Here is a 19,406-nt window from a genome sequence, read left to right on the forward strand (position 1 = left end):
CGGCTGATGCCGAAGCGCTGGCAAAGCGCCGAGACATTCGCACCTTCGAGCCCCGCCAACCGGCAGAATTCCAAACGCTCATCCACAACTGACCTCGACCGCCAAACCATGCCGACCTCCCGAAAAAACATCTCGAAAGTGTCAGGCATGTCTCCGAACATCTGTCAGGTATGTATCCGGGCTTTACACTTGAGCCTGGGATCCATGAGGCGGCTGATGATGGATGCGGTGTGGATGCTCGGCTCAAGGCCGAGCACGACGGAGGGTGGGGTGGGCAGGAGAAACCCATTCACAGCGCAGACGCCGTGTCAGCGACGCTATCCGCTAGCGAAACCAGACAATGCCAGTCACGACCTAAACTGACTTGGTGAGGGCGGATGTGACAGCGTGCGGAAGAGAGCGCTGTTCAGACGGCCTTTCGCTGTGTGATCTACCCCCGCGCACGAACCTTCAGTGCCCAGCCTTCAGGCCTCTCTTCGACAATGCGGACGGCGTCGCCGATCGTGATCCTGCCGCTGCCGCGCGGCGTGACGTTCCAGCCGAACAGCGGTCCGGGCACGCGGCGGTCGGCCGACATGCGGATGCGGCCCATGGCCGGCATCGGGTTATCCACGTCGCGTGACCCGGTCAGTTGGTCTTGCGTCGTCATGATGCAGCGCGAGCAGGGTTTGACGAGATCGAAGCGGATGCCCGCGATTTCAATTGCCGCCCAGCGATCCTCCGGCCAGGCCTCGTCGGTGTCGATGACGATGTTCGGTCGGAAGCGCTCCATGCCGACGCTGCCTTCGCCGTGGACGGCGAGATCGTCGTTCAGCGCCTGCAGCGAACCGGTCGTCGTCACCAGGATCTGATAGCCGTCGGTAAAGCTCACCGGCGTGCCTTCGCCGGCCCATTCGGCATTCGCCGTCCGCCGTGCCCGGCCGTCGAAAAACACCAGCCGCACCTCGCGGCCGAGCCATTCGGAAAGCTGGCGGTTGCTCTCTGCATCGGCGACGGCGGCGCTGACGGCCGATTTCCAAACGCTGACATCCATGCGGATGTCAGGCCGGGGCGGCGGTACCGATATGTCAGGCTTGCCCTGCATCAGCAGCCGAAAGGCACCGGCCTCCGGCCGGATCTCGATGCGGGCGAGGTCCGGCAGTTCGCGCTGGGTGATGAAGTGGCCTTCAGCGTCTGTGATCATCGCCCGCCGGTCGCCGGGAAGCCCATAGGCGTCAATATCGGCGGCGGGCAGCGCGATGGCGCGAGCGCTCTTGAGCGGGTAGATGAAGAGGTCGCTGACACGCATGCCGTTCTCCTAAATTTCGTCCAGGAATGCCGAGAGAAAATCACGCAGACTTTTATCACGCGCAGCCGCCAGCCGGCGGCCGGTCTCGGTCTGGAACCCGTCCGCCAGTTTGAACAGCTTCGTCTGGAAATGGTCAATGGCATAACGTTTGTCGTCGAGGGGACGGTTCGTTGCCGCCGGATCGAACGGATCATAGAGCCCGGATCCCATTCGCCCGCCGATATAGAAGCAGCGTGCGACGCCGACCATGCCGATCGCGTCCAGCCGGTCGGCATCCTGCAGGATTTTCGCCTCGATCGTCTGCGGCGTCACCCCGGCGGAGAAACTGTGAGCGGTGATGGCATGCCCCACAGCGCTGATATCCGCCGCAGTCCAGCCGAGTTCGGCCAGGATTGCCGATGCCTTTTCCGCCGCCAGCGCCGATGCCTTGGCGCGCAAGGGGGAATTCTTCTCGACCGCGACGCAGTCGTGCAGCAGCACCGCAGCGGCGAGGATGCGTCCGTCTCCGCCTTCGCCCGCATGGATGCGCATGGCATTTCTGAAGACGCGCAGGATATGGGCGAGATCGTGTGAACCGTCATCGCCTTCGGCCGCATGCGCAATCAGCGACGCAGCGAGCGTCTCATGAGGGGAGAAGGCTTCGGCCTTGAACATCGCGCCACCTGTTATTGGAAAAATCGTTCATCGAGCATCGAAAGCGGCTTCCGGGAAGCGGCCCGGCTACGAAGATCTGCAGAACACGGAGCCGGTTTGTAGCGGCTTGCCATGCGAGTCGCAATCATGAGAAATTCACCTGCCCTCAGGAGAAATTACCGTCGCTCTTCGGCGGCATGGAGAGAAGGTGCTGCACGTCGCGAACAGGGCGCGGCGGACTGATGTGATAGCCCTGGATCTCGTCGCATTCCTCGCATTCGAGCAGCGCCAGCTGAGCGGCCGTCTCGACGCCTTCGACAGTGACGCGCATGCCGAGCGCATCACCGAGCAGGATGATTGCGCGCATGATCGCATGCGCCTCCCTATTGTCGACGATGTCGTTGACGAAGGATTTGTCGATTTTGATCTTGTCGAAGGGGAAGCTCGAGAGATAGCTCAGAGAGGAATATCCGGTGCCGAAATCGTCCATCGAGATGCGGATGCCGCGCTCCTTCAGGGCGTGCAGGATCGGCAGCACCTCGCTGAGGTTCTCCATCAGCACGCTCTCGGTGATTTCGAGTTCGAGGCGTGACGGCAATAGCGCAGCGGCGGCAAGCGCTTCGCTGACATCCTGCATCAGATCGCTGCCGCTGAATTGGATCGCCGAAACGTTGACCGACACCTTGATGCCTTCCGGCCATTGCGCCGCATCGCTGCAAGCTTGGCGCAAAACCCAGCGGCCAATATCGACGATGAGCCCGACCTCCTCGGCAAGCGGGATGAAATCCATCGGCGATACGCGGCCGCGGATCGGGTGGTTCCAGCGGATCAGCGCTTCGAAACCGCAGACCTGCTGCTTGGAAAGGTCGTAGAGCGGCTGGTAGTGCAGCTCGAATTCCCCCTTTTCGACGGCGGCGCGAAGATCGGCCTCGAGGGCATGGCGCAACTGCATCTGCGCTTCCATCTCGCTGGTGAAGAAGCGCTCGCGCTTGCGTCCGTCGGCTTTGGCATGCAACAGCGCCACGCCGGCATTTTTCAAAAGGATATCTGTTTCTTCACCATCCCGTGGAGCGATTGCGATGCCCATGGAGACGCTGAGCTCCACTCTTTTTTCGCCGTGCAGGAAGGGCTCGGAAAGGGCGCGGCGGATCCGGTCGGCCAGCGCCGTCGCGCTCCGGGGCTGCCGGTTACCTGTCTGCAGGATGGCGAATTCGTCGGAACCGAGTCGCGCCACTGTATTTTCCGAGCCGGCCGAGGCTCGGATGCGCCCGGCGACCTGCTGCAGGATCTTGTCGCCAACCGATACCCCGATCGTATTGTTGATCGACTTGAAGCGGTCGAGATTGAGGTGGACCAGGGCAATCTGCTCGTCCGGCTTGCGCTCCGCCAGCGTGGCATCGACCTGCTCGCGGAAATAGATGCGATTGGGAAGATCGGTCAGGAGGTCGTGATGGGCGAGATAGGTGATGCGCTCTGCTGCCTTTCGATCCTCGGTAATGTCGGCATGGATGGCGATGTTGCTGCCGTCGGAGAGGATCGTCACTACGCTTTGGATAATGCGGCCGTCATTCATCTGCCATTCGCGCCGGCGGATGCGGCTGCTCCCCGCCTTGGCGGAAGCAGGTCGGCCGGTTCGCCTGCCGCCTGGTGAGACGGCGCTTTCCCTGCCGCGCATTTTTTCGAGGAGCTCGGTAATCGTTGCGCCGGCGGCGATATCCTCCGGCGTCAGGCCGAAGAGTTGGTGGAAGCGGCTATTGTAGAGCGTCAGCCGCTGGTCGGCGTCGAAGACGCTGAGGCCGAGCGGCAGATTGTTGAGGACGATTTCGAAGAGTCTCTTCTGTCCGTCGAACGCCTGGCTAAGGGCCGAAAGATTACCCCTCAGAGACTGGTTTTCCTTCAGCAGCGTTTCCGCGCTTTTCTCGATTGCGTCATAGTCGCTTTCGTGGCCGCGATAGGTTGCGATCACCAGCTGCATCAGACGCTGCGCGTCGATTGATCCATCGGCCGCGACAGCCTCTGTACATTGCCGCCAAAAGAGCGCTTCAGCTTTCATGGCAAGCGTCTTGGAGAACGGCCGTGGCCGTTCGATGATGCACGTGCCTCAAAACGCGGGCCATCAGAACCTCAAAAGACAGACATGGAATTCGATATTTACAAACGTACGGTGGTAATGCCCCACCATTCTGGATCTGCGGGATTAATATTCGGTTGCAGTGCAGCAGCCGCACACGCGGTTTGAAACCCGCGTTTTTACATTAAAAACCGCTGAAATATCGAGGAGGCTGTCGAGGAAAAGCCGATTTGGCAGTCCTCCGTTAACGCCTGTCAATCTTCATTAATGAGAAGTTAACAACTTATTGACGCACTGCGCAAATCAGTTTAACCACCGAGTCACTCGTTATTTTCCGTTCTCGTATTGCGTACAAACACCACCGGCAAAAGGCGGTGAATGGAGGTTTGTATGACCCGCACCACATCCGTTTCAGATACTTCATATGCATATCTTGCCACGCTTTCGCGGCTCGATTCCAATGGTGACGGCGTGCTCAGCCGCGGCGAACGTGCCGCCGATGAGAAGCCCGGTATCCTCAAGCAACTGCTGGAAGACGACACGACCGGCGACACGCAGCCGAAATTTTCCGGCAGCCTGATTGCGCTGATGATGGACACCCGCGACACCGTCACGATGAGCAGCATCGCCGTTCCCTATCCATTGCAGCAGACCGCGCCGACGACCGGCGATCAATCCGACGATCTTTACCGCAATACCTACGGCCAGTTCGATTTCGACGCCGTCGCCTGACGGCGTCTAGAGCCTTTCCTGGTTAGATTGAAGCATTCTGTTGGCTCAAACGGAGTCGGATGGTCGACCGGCCGGCGCGCGTCGTAGCAAAGCTCTACGGCCAAGCCGGCCGGTCGATCAGCCGGTCCGTTTCAGCCAACCCGAAGGGCCGGGCATGTTTCCGCCAGGATCAGAGGCGATCGGCTCGGACGTACCTGGGGGGTATGCCCATCGCCAATCGCCTCTGCCCTGACGAAAACCTGCTCCGGCAGAATGCTTCAATCTAACCAGGAAAGGCTCTAGATCCCTGTGATCTGCAAGCCGGCCCATTGGCCGGCTTTTTTGTTGGATGGTCCGCTGAGGAACACGTTCCGGGCTGACACGTTCAGAAGGACAACCGGACGGAAGGAGATCTCCATGAAAGCCATGCGCATCATCGCTGCCCTGAGCCTGCTTGCAATTGCCTTGCCGGCGAGTGCCCAGGACAAGCAAACGGCGGTCGCCAATTTCGTCGGCAAGGACGGCAAGGAAAGCGGCCGCGCCCAGCTAACGGCTGCCGCCAATGGCGGCGTCCTGATCGAAGTGGAGATATCGGGACTGCCGGCGAATAAATGGGTGGCCTTTCATGTTCACGAGACCGGCCGCTGCGATGCGGCAACCCATCACGAATCGGCAGGCGGCCATTTCAACCCGGACTCGGCCGAGCACGGGATTCTTGCGGCCAAAGGACCCCATGCCGGCGATATGCCCAATCAATATGTCGGACAGGACGGCGTGTTGAGAGCCCAGATATTCGACGGCATGGTCACGCTTGACGGCAAGAAGGACGGCATCCGCGGCCGCGCTTTGATGGTGCACGCCAATTCCGACGATTATCGCAGCCAGCCTTCCGGTGACGCCGGGGAGAGGCTTGCCTGCGGCGTCATTCAATAGGCCGACGATCGCCCCGGTCAGCCATGTTTCACTGCCGCGTCGGCTTTTCGGCCGCCGCGGTGCCGTTGGACCTCTTTCCCGCCGCGGAATTTGAATCGTCCCGCAAAGCGGCCGGATCGTCCTTGTCGTCGAAGGCAAGTTTTACCCGCTTCACCATGTCACGGCTGACCTGCCACCAGTCCCCCGTCTTTGCCCAGTAGCGCAGCGTCACCGATATCGTGCTGTCACCGAGGCTGTCGATGAAAACGCTGGGTGCCGGTGACGGCAGCACCCTGGGATTGCCTTTGGCAAGGCCCATCAACGTTTCCATCGCCAAATCAAGATCATCCTCACGCGAAATACTGATCTTCAGGTCGTTCTGCCGCGTAGGTTCGCGGCTGAAGTTGGTAATCGGGGTGTTCCAGAGCGTCGAATTCGGCGCCAGCCGATAGAGCCCGTCGCCGGTTCTGAGTTCTGTCGCAAATAGCCCGATCTCGCGCACCGTGCCGGCCACGCTGCTGGTCTCGATATATTCGCCGACGCGGAATGGTCTGAGGACCAGCAGCATGATGCCGGCCGCAATATTCTGCAGCGTCCCTTGCAGCGCCAGCCCGATCGCCAGGCCGGCTGCGCCAAGGGCGGCGATGATCGAGGCGGTCTGGACGCCGAACTGGCCGAGTACGGTAATGAACACCAGGATCAGCAGTGCATAGCGGATGACGTTGGTGAAGAAGCGCGCCAATGTCTCGTCGATACCGTGGATGAGCGACAGGCCTTCATAGGCCCAGCGGCTGACGAAGCCGGCCAGCGTCCAGCCGACGACGAGCACGATGACCGCTCCGAGAATGGAAAAGGAATATTGGACGGCGAGCGCGCTTGCCTGGCTCAGTGCCGTCCGGGTGGCAAGAAGGACGTCGGCTGCTTGTTGTTCCATGATTTGGCCCTGCGGATCGTGCGTGGTCGAGGGCAAGATGGAGCGGACGGCGGCAGCGTCAACCGCCGCCGGCGTCGTGAATGTCGAGCACGAAGGGCGCATTGCCGTCGGCATCGGCGCCGCGTCCGATGGCCCGCACGGCCGTGACCAGCCGGCCGCCGCGGCCGAGCAACGCGTCGCCAATCTCGATTAGCCGGGTATTCGGCGTCGCGAAAGGCGAGGCGGCGCGCAGCCGCCGGGCCAGCCCTTCTTCGCTCTGATCCGGTGCGAGCGACAATGCGGCGATCAAGGCGGCCGCCGGGGATCGCGACACACCCATCCAGCAATGGATGAGCAGCGGCGTCTCCTGCCGCCATGACGCGGCAAAATCGATAAGTTGGCGGACATGCGTTTCGTCAGGCGCCACGAGACCGCCGGTACCCTTGAACGCGATGTCGTTCATCGCCAGCGTCAGGTGACGCTCGGGCGCGATCACGCCCGGCCGGTGAAAGGCCTGTTCCTTGGCGATCAGGCTGATCATGTCGCGCGCCTTATGGCGCACCGCCATTTCGGCGATGCGCGACAGCGGCGAGACGATGATGACGCTCACGATCCCATCTCCCGCTCGGCCTCGATCGCCGCGAAGCGCTCGCAGAACAGCCGCTGCGCTTCGATCGCGGGCAGCGGCTCCATCATCAGCAAGTCCTTGCTGATGCCGCGCGGCTGGCCGAAGAATTTTTGCGCTTCAGCCGGTGTGAAACCGGCAAGCACCGTCGCCTCGAAATAGGCGGCAATGGTGTCGGCCTTCTTGATCCGGTCCTTGAGGTCGCGCGTGGGATGCGGCGGCAGGCCGAAGCGCAGGTGCACGGCCGCCTCCAGCCGCATTTCAACCGCCTTGTAACCGCCGCCGACCACCGATTTGAACGGCGAGATCATGTCTCCGATCACATATTCCGGCGCGTCGTGCAGCAGCGCCATCAGGCACTCCTCCGGCCGGGCATTGTTGAAGCGGCGGAAAATATCTTCGACGAGGAGACTGTGCTGCGCCACCGAAAAAGCGTGATCGCCGGATGTCTGGCCGTTCCAGCGGGCGACGCGCGCCAATCCGTGGGCGATGTCGGCGAGTTCGACATCGAGCGGCGAGGGGTCGAGCAGGTCGAGCCTGCGCCCGGACAGCATGCGTTGCCAGGCACGCGGAACTTTGGCCGTCACGCGCTGGCCTCGTCGGCGCTGGTCGGGAAGACAAGCCCGGACCATTGCGGCAGGGTGAGAGAAACGGCCGTCCCGCCGGCCAGCAGCGGCGTTCCTTCCGCCATCGCGGCGCCGGCGCGGTCGATGCGCACGATCGCAAGTCCGCTGCCGCCGTCGATGGAACCGAGGGTCCCCACTGGCTTGCCGGCGGCGGTGATCTCGGTGCCTGTCCCCGGCAGAGCCGTTGCGGCGGATACCGTGACGACGCGCCGGCGCGCGGTGCCGCGGTGCTGCATGCGCGAAACCACTTCCTGTCCGACATAGCAGCCTTTCTTGAAGGAGAGGCCGCCGTTCAGATCCATCAGAACATCATGCGGAAAGGCATCCTGCAGCGAAAAGTCCGATCCCGATGTCGCAATGCCGTGGGCGATGCGCAACGCATCGTAGAGCGCCTCAGCGCCGTCACCGTGTCGTCCCGGCCGGCGGGTCAGCGTGAGGCCGGCCTTGGCGAAGCGGCTGTCCCGGAAGCCTAAGCTGACGCCATCGGTATCTTCGCCCCAGCAAACGCTGATGCCTTCTTCGGCGACGGGCGCAAGCGTGACGGCGGCCCGCAGCTTGTACATCGTCAGCCGTTTCAGCAGCGCATCGCGCTGGCCGGCATCGGTTTCGATCATGTAGCCGTCGCCATCCTGCCAGATCATGAAGTCGAACAGGATCTTGCCCTGCGGCGTCAACAGCGCCCCAGGCCGCGCTTCGTCGGCCGCAAGCGAGGTGATATCGGTGGTGATCAAGTTTTGCAGGAAGGATTGGGCATCCGCGCCGCCGACGGAGAGCAATGAGCGGTCTTTCAGGAATACGGCTGGCATGGCGGAACCTGTCGCGTTGGTCATCGCTCAGAGGTATGACTTGATGAGGCGGATCGCAAGCGCCATGCAGCTTGCGTCAGGCGTCAATCGCCTGCCGTGAAGAATTTCCATTTGCCGTCGGGCGTAATGCCGAGGCGGTAGAAATTATATCCGCCGAATTCCTGCATGTCGGACAGATCGCCGGCGGTGACGATGCGCAGCAATTCGACCCGCTCCGGCGGCGTCAGCGACTTCAGGTCTTTCTCGGCGAAATAGGGCCAGACATACATGTCGTCGGCGGTGCCCTGGCCGACATGGACGAAGCCGGTCGAGACGATGTCGAGCATGATGGCGAGGATTTCATCCCCATCGGGATCGCCGGAAAGATCCTTCAGCGTGCCGATTGGATCTTCTGTGGGTTCGCCGACCGTCACCTGCGTCTGCTCTGCGCCGGCGCCCATCAGCGGCCGCAGCCGTTCGAGATCGCCGGAAGCGGCCGCCTCGACGATCTGCTGGCGCATCTTGCGAACCGGCTCGGGGGCCTTGCTGATGTCGTAGATCACCTCGACGGGCTTGGAATTGTCCTGCGTGCCCGGCGTCTTGTCGACACCTTGACTGTTCTGGCTATTCACCAGCGGATCGGCCATGGGAACGCCGGGGGTGGTGCCGCCTTGCGGCTGGCTCTGCCCTTGGGCGCTTCCCTGTGCCGGCTGGTCGTTCGGCTGGCCGGGGATCTTGTGCAGTTCGGAAAGCGCGTAGGCCGAGGGCGTAAGGGCGAAATTGCCGGCGGCAAGGCTGAGCGCAAGCATCACCGGCGCGAGCGAAATTCGCGAAACTTTCTCTTTACCGATGCGCATCGAGCTCTCTGATAATAATTATTGCAGGGTGCGGTTGGCGGAGAATTCGCCGGCAAGCATACGGTCGCGCAGCGAATCGAGCAAAGCTTCGGCGCTGCTTTCCCCATGCAATCGAATGGTCTCGCGCAGTGCATGCGCGATGGCGGCATCAGCAATGATCTCAGGCTCGATCCCGTCGGCCATGCCGTCGGCCCAAGCCTCGTTCTGGTACTCCAGAGCCGCCTGCATCTTTTCGTGGACGATCATGTCGTCGATCTCGTTGAGGCTTGCTTCCATTGTCTTTTCCTCAGAACTTCTCATCTCTTACTGCACCGTTAACAACACTAACAGCCTTTTCCCAAAACGACACGTCCGCATGCGAAAACAGGTTAATTAAACGTCAATTTCCAAAGCGCGAGGTAATTTCTGTGGCAAGTGTTGCACCTTCGTTACGGTAGCGCTCTTCTGCCACGATGGCCGCCGGGGTGCAATCCGTGTAGACCGAGGCGAAGGCGCGATAACCGCGATTGAAGGCTGCCGTGAGCTTTTCCTTGCGTTGCGGTTCGTTGCCGGCCTCCGAATCGAGCAGCTGCTGCATGCCCTTTCGCCACTCATCGCCGCCCGCGGCCTTGCAGAGGGTTCGCAGATAATGCACCGAACCCAGCACCTCGGCGAGCCGCGCCAGCTTGTCGTCATAAGGGACGATCGCGGCCGGCGGCGCAATCTCCTCCTCCTGTGGAGGCGGCGTGTTCTTGCCCTGAGCCATGGTGGGGCCGGCGAGCACGAGCAGGGACAGGACAACGCGTCGAACGGGAATCATGCTTCCAGTTGATACGTTGACCATGACGGCAACAAGGCGCGCTTGACAATTTCCACTTCTATTCGCCGCCCGCCAGAGCATGGCGCCGAAAAGTGTCAGCGGTTTTCGGACGACATCATGCTCTAACTCTAATTCAGAACAGGATGATTATCGGCCGGTTGGCCGATAATCATCCTGTGCCAGCCGTTCCGCGCATTCGAGCACGCTCTGCGGCACAGGCAGCCGCCGAATCTCATCCACCGTATACCAGCCCAGCGCCGCTGCATCGTCGGCGGCTTCCGCCACCATGTCCCGGTCGGCCTCGACGCGAAAGACCGACAGGAAGAAATGACTCTTGAGGCTGCCGTCCGGCCCATGCGTCTTCAGGTCATAGGTCGAAAACAGCCGCGGATTATGCGCCGAGATGCCGGTTTCCTCGCGGAATTCCCGCAGCGCCGTCTGCTCCGGCGTTTCCCCCGGCTCGGCGCGTCCACCGGGAAAGGCATACATGTCGGCGGAAGGCGGGTTGCGTCGCAACACCAGCAGGAACCGGCCGTCGCGTTCGAGAATGGCGGAGGAGGCGGCTTTGGCGGTGGAGATCATAAGACTGCTCTTGGTGTGACGGCCCATTCTATCGCATGGACCGATTGTTGCATGCCGGCGCTGCCTGGCTTCCCCAATTTTTCGTCTGGCCAGGTTCGGAAGACAAGGCCCGAAAGGCGGTGCAACGGTTCCCGAGGTGACGACATGTGTGCAACAGAGATTCCAGATTTTCGAGAGGGCTTTGCGTGACCTATATCATCTACGCCTTTGCCGCCGTCTTCGAGATTGCCGGCTGCTTCGCCTTCTGGGCATGGCTGAGGTTCGAAAAGCCCGTCTGGTGGCTGGTGCCGGGCATGATCTCGCTCGCGCTTTTCGCCTGGCTTCTGACGCTGGTGCCGAGCGAGGCCGCCGGCCGAACCTTCGCGGCCTTGGCGGCATTTATATTCTGGCTTCGCTCTTCTGGCTCTGGCTGGTCGAAGGCCGTGTGCCCGATCGTTATGATATCGGCGGCGGACTGATCTGCCTTGCCGGGGCGAGCGTCATCCTCTTTGCGCCACGAGGCTGAAGCATGTCGCGCAGGCGCAACGCGCTTAGCTCTTTGGTCGCGGCACGCCCAGGGCGTCTTGACCGGACTCGGACCGGGTGCAAAGACGGGTCGATGTGTGGACGTTTCGCCCTGACAAGTTCCAGCGCAGACCTGCGCGATTTCCTCTCCGGTGTCGATCTCGACGATTTTCCGGCGCGCTACAACATCGCCCCGACGCAGCCGATCCTGGTCGTCATAGCAGGCGAGGACAGGGAGCGAGGCAGCAATCTGGCCGACCGGCGCGCGGTGCTGGTGCGCTGGGGTTTTACGCCGGCCTGGGTCAAGGACCCGAGAGAATTTCCGCTGCTGATCAATGCGCGCGCCGAGACGGCGATCGGCAAAGCCTCGTTTCGGGCGGCGATGCGTCATCGCCGCGTGCTGATTCCGGCTTCGGGTTTTTATGAATGGCATCGTCCGCCGAAGGAGAGCGACGGCAAGCCGCAGGCCTATTGGATCAGGCCGCGTCAGGGCGGAATCGTCGCCTTTGCCGGATTGATGGAGACATGGTCCTCAGCCGATGGCTCGGAGGTCGATACCGGCGCGATCCTGACGACGTCCGCCAATGCGGGCATCTCGGCGATCCATGATCGCATGCCTGTCGTCATCAAGCCGCCGGACTTCGCGCGCTGGCTCGATTGCAGGACTCAGGAACCGCGTGAGGTGGCGGACCTGACGCAGCCCGTTCAGGACGATTTTTTCGAGGCCGTACCGGTCTCCGACAAGGTCAATAAGGTTGCCAATATGGGCCCTGACCTGCAGGAGCCAGTCGTCATCGAACGGCAGTTCAAGGCACCCGAGAAGCAAAGGCCGGATAACGGCCAACTCAGCCTTTTCTGAAACGCTATCGGCCGCTTCTGGCACTGCGGCCCGTTGGTCGAATCCTAGAGATCGGGACGCTTTAGAAACATGCCGCAGTCTTGGGGCAACGGCATGCCGGAAGCTGGAAGGTGAAGCGCAGGTGACGGCGGTTCGAAGCTCGGCGCTTCAAGCGGATTTCTTGACGCTCTCCGGCTTGTTCTTCGCCATCAGCGATGCCGCGGCAACGGCCTTCAGGCCGACGGGGCGATAATTGGCGGCGAGGTCCGGCTTGGCCGTCTGCTGTTCGCCGGTACTGCTCTTGTTCGAAGTCACGGATACTCTCCTTTACGTGGTTCTTCCCTGGGAATTTTATTTTTGCAGTTTCGCCAGAAATAGCGACGAATCGGCGGCGCCGCTTATCAGGATTTGTGAACGCCCACCATAATTCGCGAGGCTTAACTGAAGCCTACGTTGGTTAATACTTACTGAAGGAAGCGGTTCCCAAAAAACTGCGCAGCCGTTATCCCCGGGGAAAGCTCATGGCTTTCCCCGGAAGAAGCACAAGTTTTCCGGGAATATGCGAGAACGAGGGGAGAAGCATTTCCGTGGGAGAGAGGCTACTGCAGTTCAAAGTCTTACAGCGTCCTTTGCGCGTCTGAAAAGACGCGCGGCGCTGTAGGAATGCCTGGAGGTCAGATATGACGGCCGATATCGTCGTCGCCGACGCCGGGCTCCTCGATCGTCAGCGTCCCATATTTCCGCCGCCATTTCCGCGCGCCGAAGGGAAGCGAAACGAGGTAGGCGGCAACGGTAAACACCATCACCTCCCAGGTGTAGCTCATCAGCAGAGCTACATAGAGCACGACGCCGAGCATCATCGGCAGCACGAGATCGCGCCGCAGCCGGTTGCCCTCCGATTTGCCCGACCAGACCGGCAGCCGGCTGATCAGCAGGAAGGCGATGAACACGGTATAGATCGACGAGACAAAGGCGAAGGTGCGGTCGGTCGCCATGCCAAGGAAGCCGAGATAGACCGGCAGCAGCACGAGCATGGCGCCGGCCGGCGCCGGCACGCCGACGAAATATTCCGACTGCCAGCTTGCCTTGTTCTCGCGTTCGGCCATGACATTGAAACGGGCAAGGCGCAGTCCGGCGGCGATCGCATAGATCAGCGCCGCGATCCAGCCGAGCGAGCGCGCCTGGTCGAGCGCGAAAACATAGACGACGAGGGCGGGTGCGACGCCGAAATTGACGATGTCGGCAAGCGAATCCATCTGCGCGCCGAACTTCGACGTCGCCTTCATCAGCCGGGCCACCCGTCCGTCGATACCGTCGAGGAAGGCGGCGACGAGCACCATGGAGACGGCGAGCTCGTAACGATTCTCGAAAGCCAGGCGGATGCCGGTCAGCCCGGCGCAGATTGCCAGAATGGTGATGAGATTCGGAAAGACGAGACGGAGCGGGATTTCGCGCAGACGCGGGCCGCGGGCGGAATCATCCGGACCATTGGGCTCGAAAGGCGGAAAAGGCGTTTCCATATCGCGTTCCAATCTAGCTGCGGCGGCTGATGACGGGACCCTTGGCCGAGGCGAATTCGGCGATGACGGTTTCTCCGGCAATCGCGGTCTGGCCGAGCGAGACACGTGGCGCCGCACCGGCGGGCAGGAAGACATCGAGGCGGGAGCCGAAACGGATCAGCCCGAAGCGCTCGCCGGCATCCATCGGCTCGTTGGGGTTTGCCCAGCAGAGGATGCGCCGCGCCACGAGGCCGGCGATCTGCACGACGCCGATCTGGCCGTGCTTGGTTTCGATCACCAGGCCGTTGCGCTCATTGTCCTCGCTCGCCTTGTCGAGCTCGGCGTTCACGAAGCTGCCGGAGCGGTAGTTGATGCTGACGATGCGTCCGCGCATCGGCGCCCGGTTCACATGGCAGTTGAAGACGTTCATGAACACGGAAATGCGCAGCATCGGCTCCGAGCCGAGGTCGAGCTCGGCCGGCGGGGTCACCATCTGGATCGCCGAGACCTTACCGTCGGCCGGGGAAATCACCAGATCGTCGTCCTGCGGGGTCACGCGCTCGGGATCGCGGAAGAAGTAGGCGCACCACAGCGTGAAGATCATGCCGATCCAGAAGAGCGGCTTGAAGATCCAGCCGAGGATTAGCGAGGCGACGAAGAAGGCGGCCACGAAGGGATAACCCTCCTTGTGCACGGGGACGATCGTGTTGCGAACCGTGTTGAACAGGCTCATGGCTGCCGGTCTCCTTGCGTTGTCGTTTTTTGCTGGTTAGCGAAAAACCGCCTCCGGGGCAATGCTGCGGCCCCGGCCCCTGTTCGCACGCTTAGGTTCTGAACAACAAAAGCCGATGCCGGCATCCGGTTCCCGAATTAATTTGCCGGCGCAAGCCGCGTGACCACGCCCATGTCGTCGCTTTCGCGCACCTGCTTCAGGTGTTCCTCGGCCTGTGTGGCCTCGCGCTGACGGTTCCACATGGAGGCATAGAGGCCGTTCCGTTCAAGCAGGGCCGCATGGGTTCCGCGCTCGACGATTTCACCGCTTTTCAGCACGATGATTTCGTCGGCGCCGATCACGGTCGAAAGCCGATGGGCGATGACTAGCGTCGTTCGGTTCTTCGAAACCACGTCGAGCGCCGTCTGGATTTCTCGTTCCGTCGTCGTGTCGAGCGCCGACGTCGCCTCGTCGAGGATCAGAATCGGCGGCGCTTTGAGGATGGTGCGGGCGATCGCCACCCGCTGCTTCTCGCCGCCCGAAAGCTTGAGGCCGCGCTCGCCGACTTTGGTTTCGAAACCTTCCGGCAGCATTTCGATGAAATGCGCGATCTGCGCCACCTCGGCGGCGGCAAAGACCTCGCCGTCGCTGGCCGATGTACGGCCATAGCGGATGTTGTAGGCGACGGTATCGTTGAAGAGCACGGTATCCTGCGGCACCATGCCGATCACCGAGCGCAGGCTCTTCTGCGTCACCGTGCGGATATCCTGGCCGTCGACCGTGATCGTGCCGCTCTGGATATCGTAGAAACGGTAGAGCAGGCGCGACAGAGTCGACTTGCCCGCCCCCGAGGGGCCGACCACGGCGACCGTCTTGCCGGCCGGCACGTCGAAGGAAATCCCCTTGAGGATCGGACGGGCCGGATCATAGGCGAAGTGCACATCCTTGAAGGAGATCGCGCCCTGGCCGCTCCTGAGTTCTGTTGCATCGGGCGCGTCCTTGACTTCGGCTTTCACCTCCAGGAGATCGAACATTTGCTCGATATCGGTCAGCCCCTGGCGGATTTCGCGGTAGACGAAGCCGATGAAGTTGAGCGGCGCGGAAAGCTGCAGCAGCATCGAATTGACGAAGACGAAATCGCCGACCGTCTGCTCGCCGCGCTGGACAGCCAGCGCCGACAGCACCAGCATGATCGTCGTGCCGATGCCGAAGATGACGCCCTGGCCGAAGTTCAGCCAGCCGAGCGAGGTCCAGACATCGGTCGCCGCCTTCTCGTAGCGCTCCATCGATTTGTCGAAGCGTTTGGCTTCCATCTCCTCATTGCCGAAATATTTGACGGTTTCGAAATTGAGGAGGGAGTCGATGGCTTTGGTATTGGCGTCGGTATCGCTGTCGTTCATCGACCGGCGGATGGCGATGCGCCAATCGGAGGCGCGGATCGTGAACCAGATATAGGCCCAGACCGTCAAGGCGGTGACGGCGAGGTAGGAAAATCCGTAACCCCACCAGAAGATTGCCGCGGTCAGCAGGAATTCGATGACGGTCGGAACCGAATTGAGGATCGTGAAACGGACGATCGTCTCGATACCCTTGGTGCCGCGCTCGATGATGCGCGAGAGACCGCCGGTCTTGCGCTCCAGATGGAAGCGCAGCGACAGCTCGTGCATGTGCACGAAGGTCCTGTAGGCGAGCTGGCGCACCGCATGCTGCCCGACGCTGGCAAACAGCGCGTCGCGCAACTGGTTGAGGCCGAGCTGGATCAGCCGCGTGAGGTTATAGGCGATGACCAGCGCGATGGCGCCGGCAAGCAGCGGCGGAACCGTGCCGGCGAGGTCCATCCTGCCATTCAGTGCATCGGTCGACCATTTGAAGAAATAGGGAACGAGCAGCAGAACGAACTTGGAGATCAGCAGATAGACCGAGGCCCAGACGACGCGCATCTTGAGGTCGGGCCGGCCGGCCGGCCACATATAGGGCCAGAGGTTGAGAAGCGTGCGCAGCAGGTGGGATTCCGAGACAGTCTTGCCGTTTGCCATGCGTGTCTCCAGTCCGGATGGGAGTTGCTGCCGTCGCGTGCGTCGATGCTGGCAAAGCGCGAGCGGGACGTGCTCGAAAGCGTTTCCCCTGTCACCGCCAGATAGGGTGCCGAGCGGATGAATACAACAAATGCGGGGCTCAGGAAAAGCCCGGGCCGGGCGGTTATCCCGCCCGGCCCGATCATGTTCTTCTGCTTTGTTTAAAGGTGCTGGCCGGAAAGGCGTTTGCGGTGCAGTTCCTCGGCATTCGGCAAGGCATCCTTCGGCAGGCCGAAGATCTGGCCGGGGCGGATGCGGTCGGGATCGGTGATCTTGTCTTCGTTGGCGATGTAGATCGTCGTGTAGCGCACACCAAGGCCATAGGTCCGGCGCGAGATCTGCCACAACGTGTCGCCGCGGCGAATGATCACCGCCGCATTGTTGGCCGTCAGCGGCGCCTGTTCGATGGTTTTCGGCTGGTTGCCGGCAGCGTCGTTGGTGGACGTCGCGGATGCAGGGGCCGCAGGCGCTGGTGCGCCGTTGAGTTCGGCAATGATCGCCCCCAGCCCGTCGAGACCAGCCCCGACGGATTTTGCATCCTTCGGCAGGCCCTGCAGCATCTTCAACGCGTTGGTCGCCTTCTCAGAGGCGGATCCGGATGCTTGCTTGAGGGTATCCGATGCGTCGGCGCCTGGGCGGAAGTCGGCGAGCGAGCGCAGTGCGAATTCCGTTGCCGAGCGCGCCGCTGCAAGCTGTTCGTCGCCGGGCAGCCTGCCGTCGGCAAAAAGCCCCTTCAGCAGGCCGAAGGCCTTGCCGGCCTCGGCCTTGCGCTTGCCGAGTTCGCCTTCGTCGAGCGGTACCATCGAAGAGGAGCCGTTCACGTCGGCAGGGCCGGCTTGCGCGGCGACCCTTACCTGGTCGCCAGCCGGACGATTGAAGGTCACCGCGGCGCGCACGATCACCTTGCCGGCGGGATCGACGACATCGACGCGGATCTTGTGGTCGCCGACTGACAGTGCTGCAACGCCGTCAATAACGAAATGTCCGTCGGCACCCGCCGTGTCCTGGCCGACGAGGTTGTCGTCGGCATAACCGAGGACCTTGGCGTTGGCGCGCGCCGTGCCGGCGATGAAGATCTTGTTGCCCTCGATCTCGACGGCGTTGACCATAACATCGGGTGCCGTGGCCTTGTCGGCTTCGGCCGGGCCGGGAACGGCCGGCGCCGCATTCGTGCCGCCGGGCAACCCAGGCGTCTGCAGAGCCAGCTCACCGGTCGCTGCAGCAGGAGCGGTTCCGTCGGCTGCTGCCTTGTCGGCAGACGGCGCCATCGGATCGGAGGCGTCGGCGACTTCGGTTCCGCCCGTTGGCGCCGTGATGATGCGGCTTGCGGTGCCGGGCTTGGAGACCATGGCGAGCAGATTGGCGCCATTGCCGTCCTCCGGCACGGAAACGGTTGCGACTTCTTCGGAACGCGTGGTCTTGCCATCCTTGCCCGTCACCTTCAGCACCAGTTGGTGGTCACCGGCCGGAAGCGGATTGTCGAGGACGGCGGCGAAATCGCCGCTCGGACCGATATCGGCCGTCGTCACCACCTTTTCGCCGTCGAGCACTTCAAGCTTGCCGTTCGGCTCGGCGGAACCGGCAATGACGGTCGATCCATCCGGCTCGACGCGCAGGACGTCGAAGGCCGGAAGCTTGGGACCGGCATTGGCCGCTGCAGCGGCCGGCTCGGGGGCGCCGGTCAGCGCTGCCTCGGCCTTGGCAATTGCCGCGCTCGCATCGGCGATGTTTTCGGGCAGCGACTGCACGATGGCCAGCGCCTTGGCGCCGCCTTCCTTGGCCTTCGTGGCAACGGCTTGCGTCGCGGGATCGATGCCCTCGGGAATGGTGAAGCCGGCAAGGGCGGTGAGCGCATTGATCGTCTTGGTCTTGGCGGCGGTGAAGACATCGATGGCCGGGCCTTTGCCATCGGCAAACAGCGCCTTGAGCTCGCCGAGCGCGAGGCCGGCATCGGCCGAAAGACGGCTGACCTGGGCGGCGACCGCAGTCGGATCGGCGGAGGAGCGTGATGTCTTTGACGCCTCGTTAACCGTGTTCTTGAGCTCCGTGCTCGCCTGGTTGATAGCGTCGCCGACCTTGGTCGCATCGCCGCCGATGCGCGGCATGACAAAGAATACCATCAGTAGGATTGCGGATACGAGCACTGCAAGGGCCAGCAAGCCGGCACGGTTCTTCATCATTATGTCTCCCAAGGCGGCAAATTGCCGTAGTACCGAAAATTGCTAGCGATTCCCGTTGCTTTTCACAAGCATTCAAAGCAATTAGGCAAGCTAGGCATGCTGCTTTTCAGTCAATTTTCTTGACTGCATTGAAATGGAATAGTTGTTTCGCCTCCATGACCGAACAATCTGTATCGATTCGATCCATCTGCGTTTACTGCGGCTCAAGGCCGGGACGCGATCCCTCTCACATGGCGGCCGGGCGTGCTCTCGGACGAGAGATCGCCGAATACGGCCTGCGCCTCGTCTATGGCGGGGGTACCAAAGGCATCATGGGCGCGGTTGCAAGCGGGGTGCTTTCAGGCGGCGGTCAGGTCACGGGCATCATCCCGGAGTTCCTGATCGATATGGAAGCGACTCGCCATTCGCTCGGTCAGCTCAACGAACTCATTGTAACCCCTGACATGCATGCGCGCAAACATACGATGTTCGAGCGCTCCGATGCCTTCGTCGCGCTGCCGGGCGGCATCGGCACGCTGGAGGAGATCGTCGAGATCATGACCTGGGCCCAGCTCGGCCGCCATGAGAAGCCGATGGTCTTTGCCAACATCAACGGTTTCTGGGATCCGATGATGGAACTGCTGCGCCATATGACCGAAGAAGGTTTCCTGCACACAGCCCACCGGGTGCAGCCGCTCATCGTCGACGACGTTTCCGGCATCATTCCGGCGATCATGGCCCAGGCGGCCCAGCTCGCCGCCGATCGCGACGGCGAGGACGAGGTAATCTCGAAGATGTAGGTGGGCAAGAGCCCTGG

20 protein-coding genes and 1 pseudogene are annotated in these 19,406 nt (G+C 62.0%); 5 read left to right on the top strand and 16 right to left on the bottom strand.

What is annotated here, in order from left to right:
* Positions 1 to 430 precede the first annotated feature (430 nt).
* From EFD56_RS24445 to EFD56_RS24455, 3 genes are all read right to left on the bottom strand, one after another.
* On the bottom strand, positions 431 to 1,288 hold the full coding sequence (locus tag EFD56_RS24445) for an MOSC domain-containing protein (RefSeq protein ID WP_126906525.1): 858 nt from the start codon (positions 1,286 to 1,288) through the stop codon (positions 431 to 433).
* Between the two features lie 9 nt (positions 1,289 to 1,297).
* Entirely contained in the window at positions 1,298 to 1,942 is a 645-nt protein-coding gene (locus EFD56_RS24450) for an HD domain-containing protein (protein ID WP_126906526.1), read from the bottom strand.
* A 145-nt stretch (positions 1,943 to 2,087) separates the two neighbouring features.
* Complete coding sequence (locus tag EFD56_RS24455; RefSeq protein ID WP_064827274.1) at positions 2,088 to 3,974, bottom strand: putative bifunctional diguanylate cyclase/phosphodiesterase; 1,887 nt, start codon at positions 3,972 to 3,974, stop codon at positions 2,088 to 2,090.
* Between the two features lie 408 nt (positions 3,975 to 4,382).
* Here EFD56_RS24455 and EFD56_RS24460 point away from each other — a divergent pair, with 408 nt between their 5' ends.
* Together EFD56_RS24460 and EFD56_RS24470 are read left to right on the top strand one after the other, a co-directional pair.
* Complete coding sequence (locus tag EFD56_RS24460) at positions 4,383 to 4,724, top strand: hypothetical protein (protein ID WP_126906527.1); 342 nt, start codon at positions 4,383 to 4,385, stop codon at positions 4,722 to 4,724.
* A 396-nt stretch (positions 4,725 to 5,120) separates the two neighbouring features.
* Positions 5,121 to 5,636, top strand: coding sequence for a superoxide dismutase family protein (locus EFD56_RS24470; RefSeq protein ID WP_004669892.1), 516 nt, complete (start codon positions 5,121 to 5,123; stop codon positions 5,634 to 5,636).
* A gap of 28 nt (positions 5,637 to 5,664) precedes the next feature.
* Here EFD56_RS24470 and EFD56_RS24475 read toward each other — a convergent pair whose 3' ends face one another.
* From EFD56_RS24475 to EFD56_RS24510, 8 genes are all read right to left on the bottom strand, one after another.
* Positions 5,665 to 6,549: a mechanosensitive ion channel family protein gene (locus EFD56_RS24475; protein ID WP_126906528.1), complete on the bottom strand. Its 885-nt coding sequence runs from the start codon at positions 6,547 to 6,549 to the stop codon at positions 5,665 to 5,667.
* 58 nt (positions 6,550 to 6,607) lie between these two features.
* The gene (locus EFD56_RS24480; RefSeq protein WP_037137785.1) at positions 6,608 to 7,138 is read right to left on the bottom strand and encodes a tyrosine phosphatase family protein; all 531 of its coding nucleotides are present in this window, start codon (positions 7,136 to 7,138) and stop codon (positions 6,608 to 6,610) included.
* On the bottom strand, positions 7,135 to 7,707 hold the full coding sequence (locus EFD56_RS24485; protein ID WP_012483273.1) for an HD domain-containing protein: 573 nt from the start codon (positions 7,705 to 7,707) through the stop codon (positions 7,135 to 7,137). Before EFD56_RS24485 ends, EFD56_RS24480 begins: the two co-directional genes overlap by 4 nt.
* Before the next feature lie 29 nt (positions 7,708 to 7,736).
* On the bottom strand, positions 7,737 to 8,585 hold the full coding sequence (ygfZ, locus tag EFD56_RS24490) for a CAF17-like 4Fe-4S cluster assembly/insertion protein YgfZ (RefSeq protein ID WP_126906529.1): 849 nt from the start codon (positions 8,583 to 8,585) through the stop codon (positions 7,737 to 7,739).
* A gap of 83 nt (positions 8,586 to 8,668) precedes the next feature.
* Positions 8,669 to 9,421, bottom strand: coding sequence for a hypothetical protein (locus EFD56_RS24495; RefSeq protein WP_126906530.1), 753 nt, complete (start codon positions 9,419 to 9,421; stop codon positions 8,669 to 8,671).
* 18 nt (positions 9,422 to 9,439) lie between these two features.
* The gene (locus EFD56_RS24500) at positions 9,440 to 9,697 is read right to left on the bottom strand and encodes a hypothetical protein (protein ID WP_004675135.1); all 258 of its coding nucleotides are present in this window, start codon (positions 9,695 to 9,697) and stop codon (positions 9,440 to 9,442) included.
* Positions 9,698 to 9,800: 103 nt separating this feature from the next.
* The gene (locus EFD56_RS24505; protein WP_184319994.1) at positions 9,801 to 10,244 is read right to left on the bottom strand and encodes a TIGR02301 family protein; all 444 of its coding nucleotides are present in this window, start codon (positions 10,242 to 10,244) and stop codon (positions 9,801 to 9,803) included.
* A gap of 123 nt (positions 10,245 to 10,367) precedes the next feature.
* Positions 10,368 to 10,802: an NUDIX hydrolase gene (locus EFD56_RS24510; protein ID WP_126906531.1), complete on the bottom strand. Its 435-nt coding sequence runs from the start codon at positions 10,800 to 10,802 to the stop codon at positions 10,368 to 10,370.
* A gap of 185 nt (positions 10,803 to 10,987) precedes the next feature.
* Here EFD56_RS24510 and EFD56_RS24515 point away from each other — a divergent pair.
* Positions 10,988 to 11,307 (top strand): annotated as a pseudogene (locus EFD56_RS24515) (YnfA family protein).
* 93 nt (positions 11,308 to 11,400) lie between these two features.
* A complete protein-coding gene (locus EFD56_RS24520) occupies positions 11,401 to 12,165 on the top strand; it encodes an SOS response-associated peptidase (RefSeq protein ID WP_126906532.1) in 765 nt (254 codons plus the stop codon).
* A gap of 147 nt (positions 12,166 to 12,312) precedes the next feature.
* Here the strand turns inward: EFD56_RS24520 and EFD56_RS32775 are convergent, their stop codons facing one another.
* The 5 genes from EFD56_RS32775 to EFD56_RS24540 form a co-directional block, all read right to left on the bottom strand.
* Positions 12,313 to 12,459, bottom strand: a complete 147-nt coding sequence (locus tag EFD56_RS32775; protein WP_010006292.1) for a hypothetical protein — start codon at positions 12,457 to 12,459, stop codon at positions 12,313 to 12,315.
* Between the two features lie 359 nt (positions 12,460 to 12,818).
* Positions 12,819 to 13,664 (bottom strand): CDP-diacylglycerol--serine O-phosphatidyltransferase, encoded by an 846-nt coding sequence (pssA, locus tag EFD56_RS24525; RefSeq protein ID WP_004675126.1) that lies wholly within the window; start codon positions 13,662 to 13,664, stop codon positions 12,819 to 12,821.
* Between the two features lie 13 nt (positions 13,665 to 13,677).
* A complete protein-coding gene (locus tag EFD56_RS24530) occupies positions 13,678 to 14,376 on the bottom strand; it encodes a phosphatidylserine decarboxylase (RefSeq protein ID WP_004675124.1) in 699 nt (232 codons plus the stop codon).
* A 137-nt stretch (positions 14,377 to 14,513) separates the two neighbouring features.
* On the bottom strand, positions 14,514 to 16,391 hold the full coding sequence (locus EFD56_RS24535) for an ABCB family ABC transporter ATP-binding protein/permease (RefSeq protein ID WP_126906533.1): 1,878 nt from the start codon (positions 16,389 to 16,391) through the stop codon (positions 14,514 to 14,516).
* Between the two features lie 200 nt (positions 16,392 to 16,591).
* A complete protein-coding gene (locus tag EFD56_RS24540; RefSeq protein ID WP_126906534.1) occupies positions 16,592 to 18,610 on the bottom strand; it encodes a LysM peptidoglycan-binding domain-containing protein in 2,019 nt (672 codons plus the stop codon).
* A gap of 155 nt (positions 18,611 to 18,765) precedes the next feature.
* On the opposite strand from EFD56_RS24540, the gene EFD56_RS24545 reads away from it, so the two are divergent.
* Positions 18,766 to 19,389, top strand: coding sequence for an LOG family protein (locus tag EFD56_RS24545; RefSeq protein WP_126906535.1), 624 nt, complete (start codon positions 18,766 to 18,768; stop codon positions 19,387 to 19,389).
* The last annotated feature ends 17 nt before the right edge of the window (positions 19,390 to 19,406 follow it).

This window comes from Rhizobium phaseoli (assembly GCF_003985125.1).
Lineage (GTDB): Bacteria > Pseudomonadota > Alphaproteobacteria > Rhizobiales > Rhizobiaceae > Rhizobium > Rhizobium phaseoli.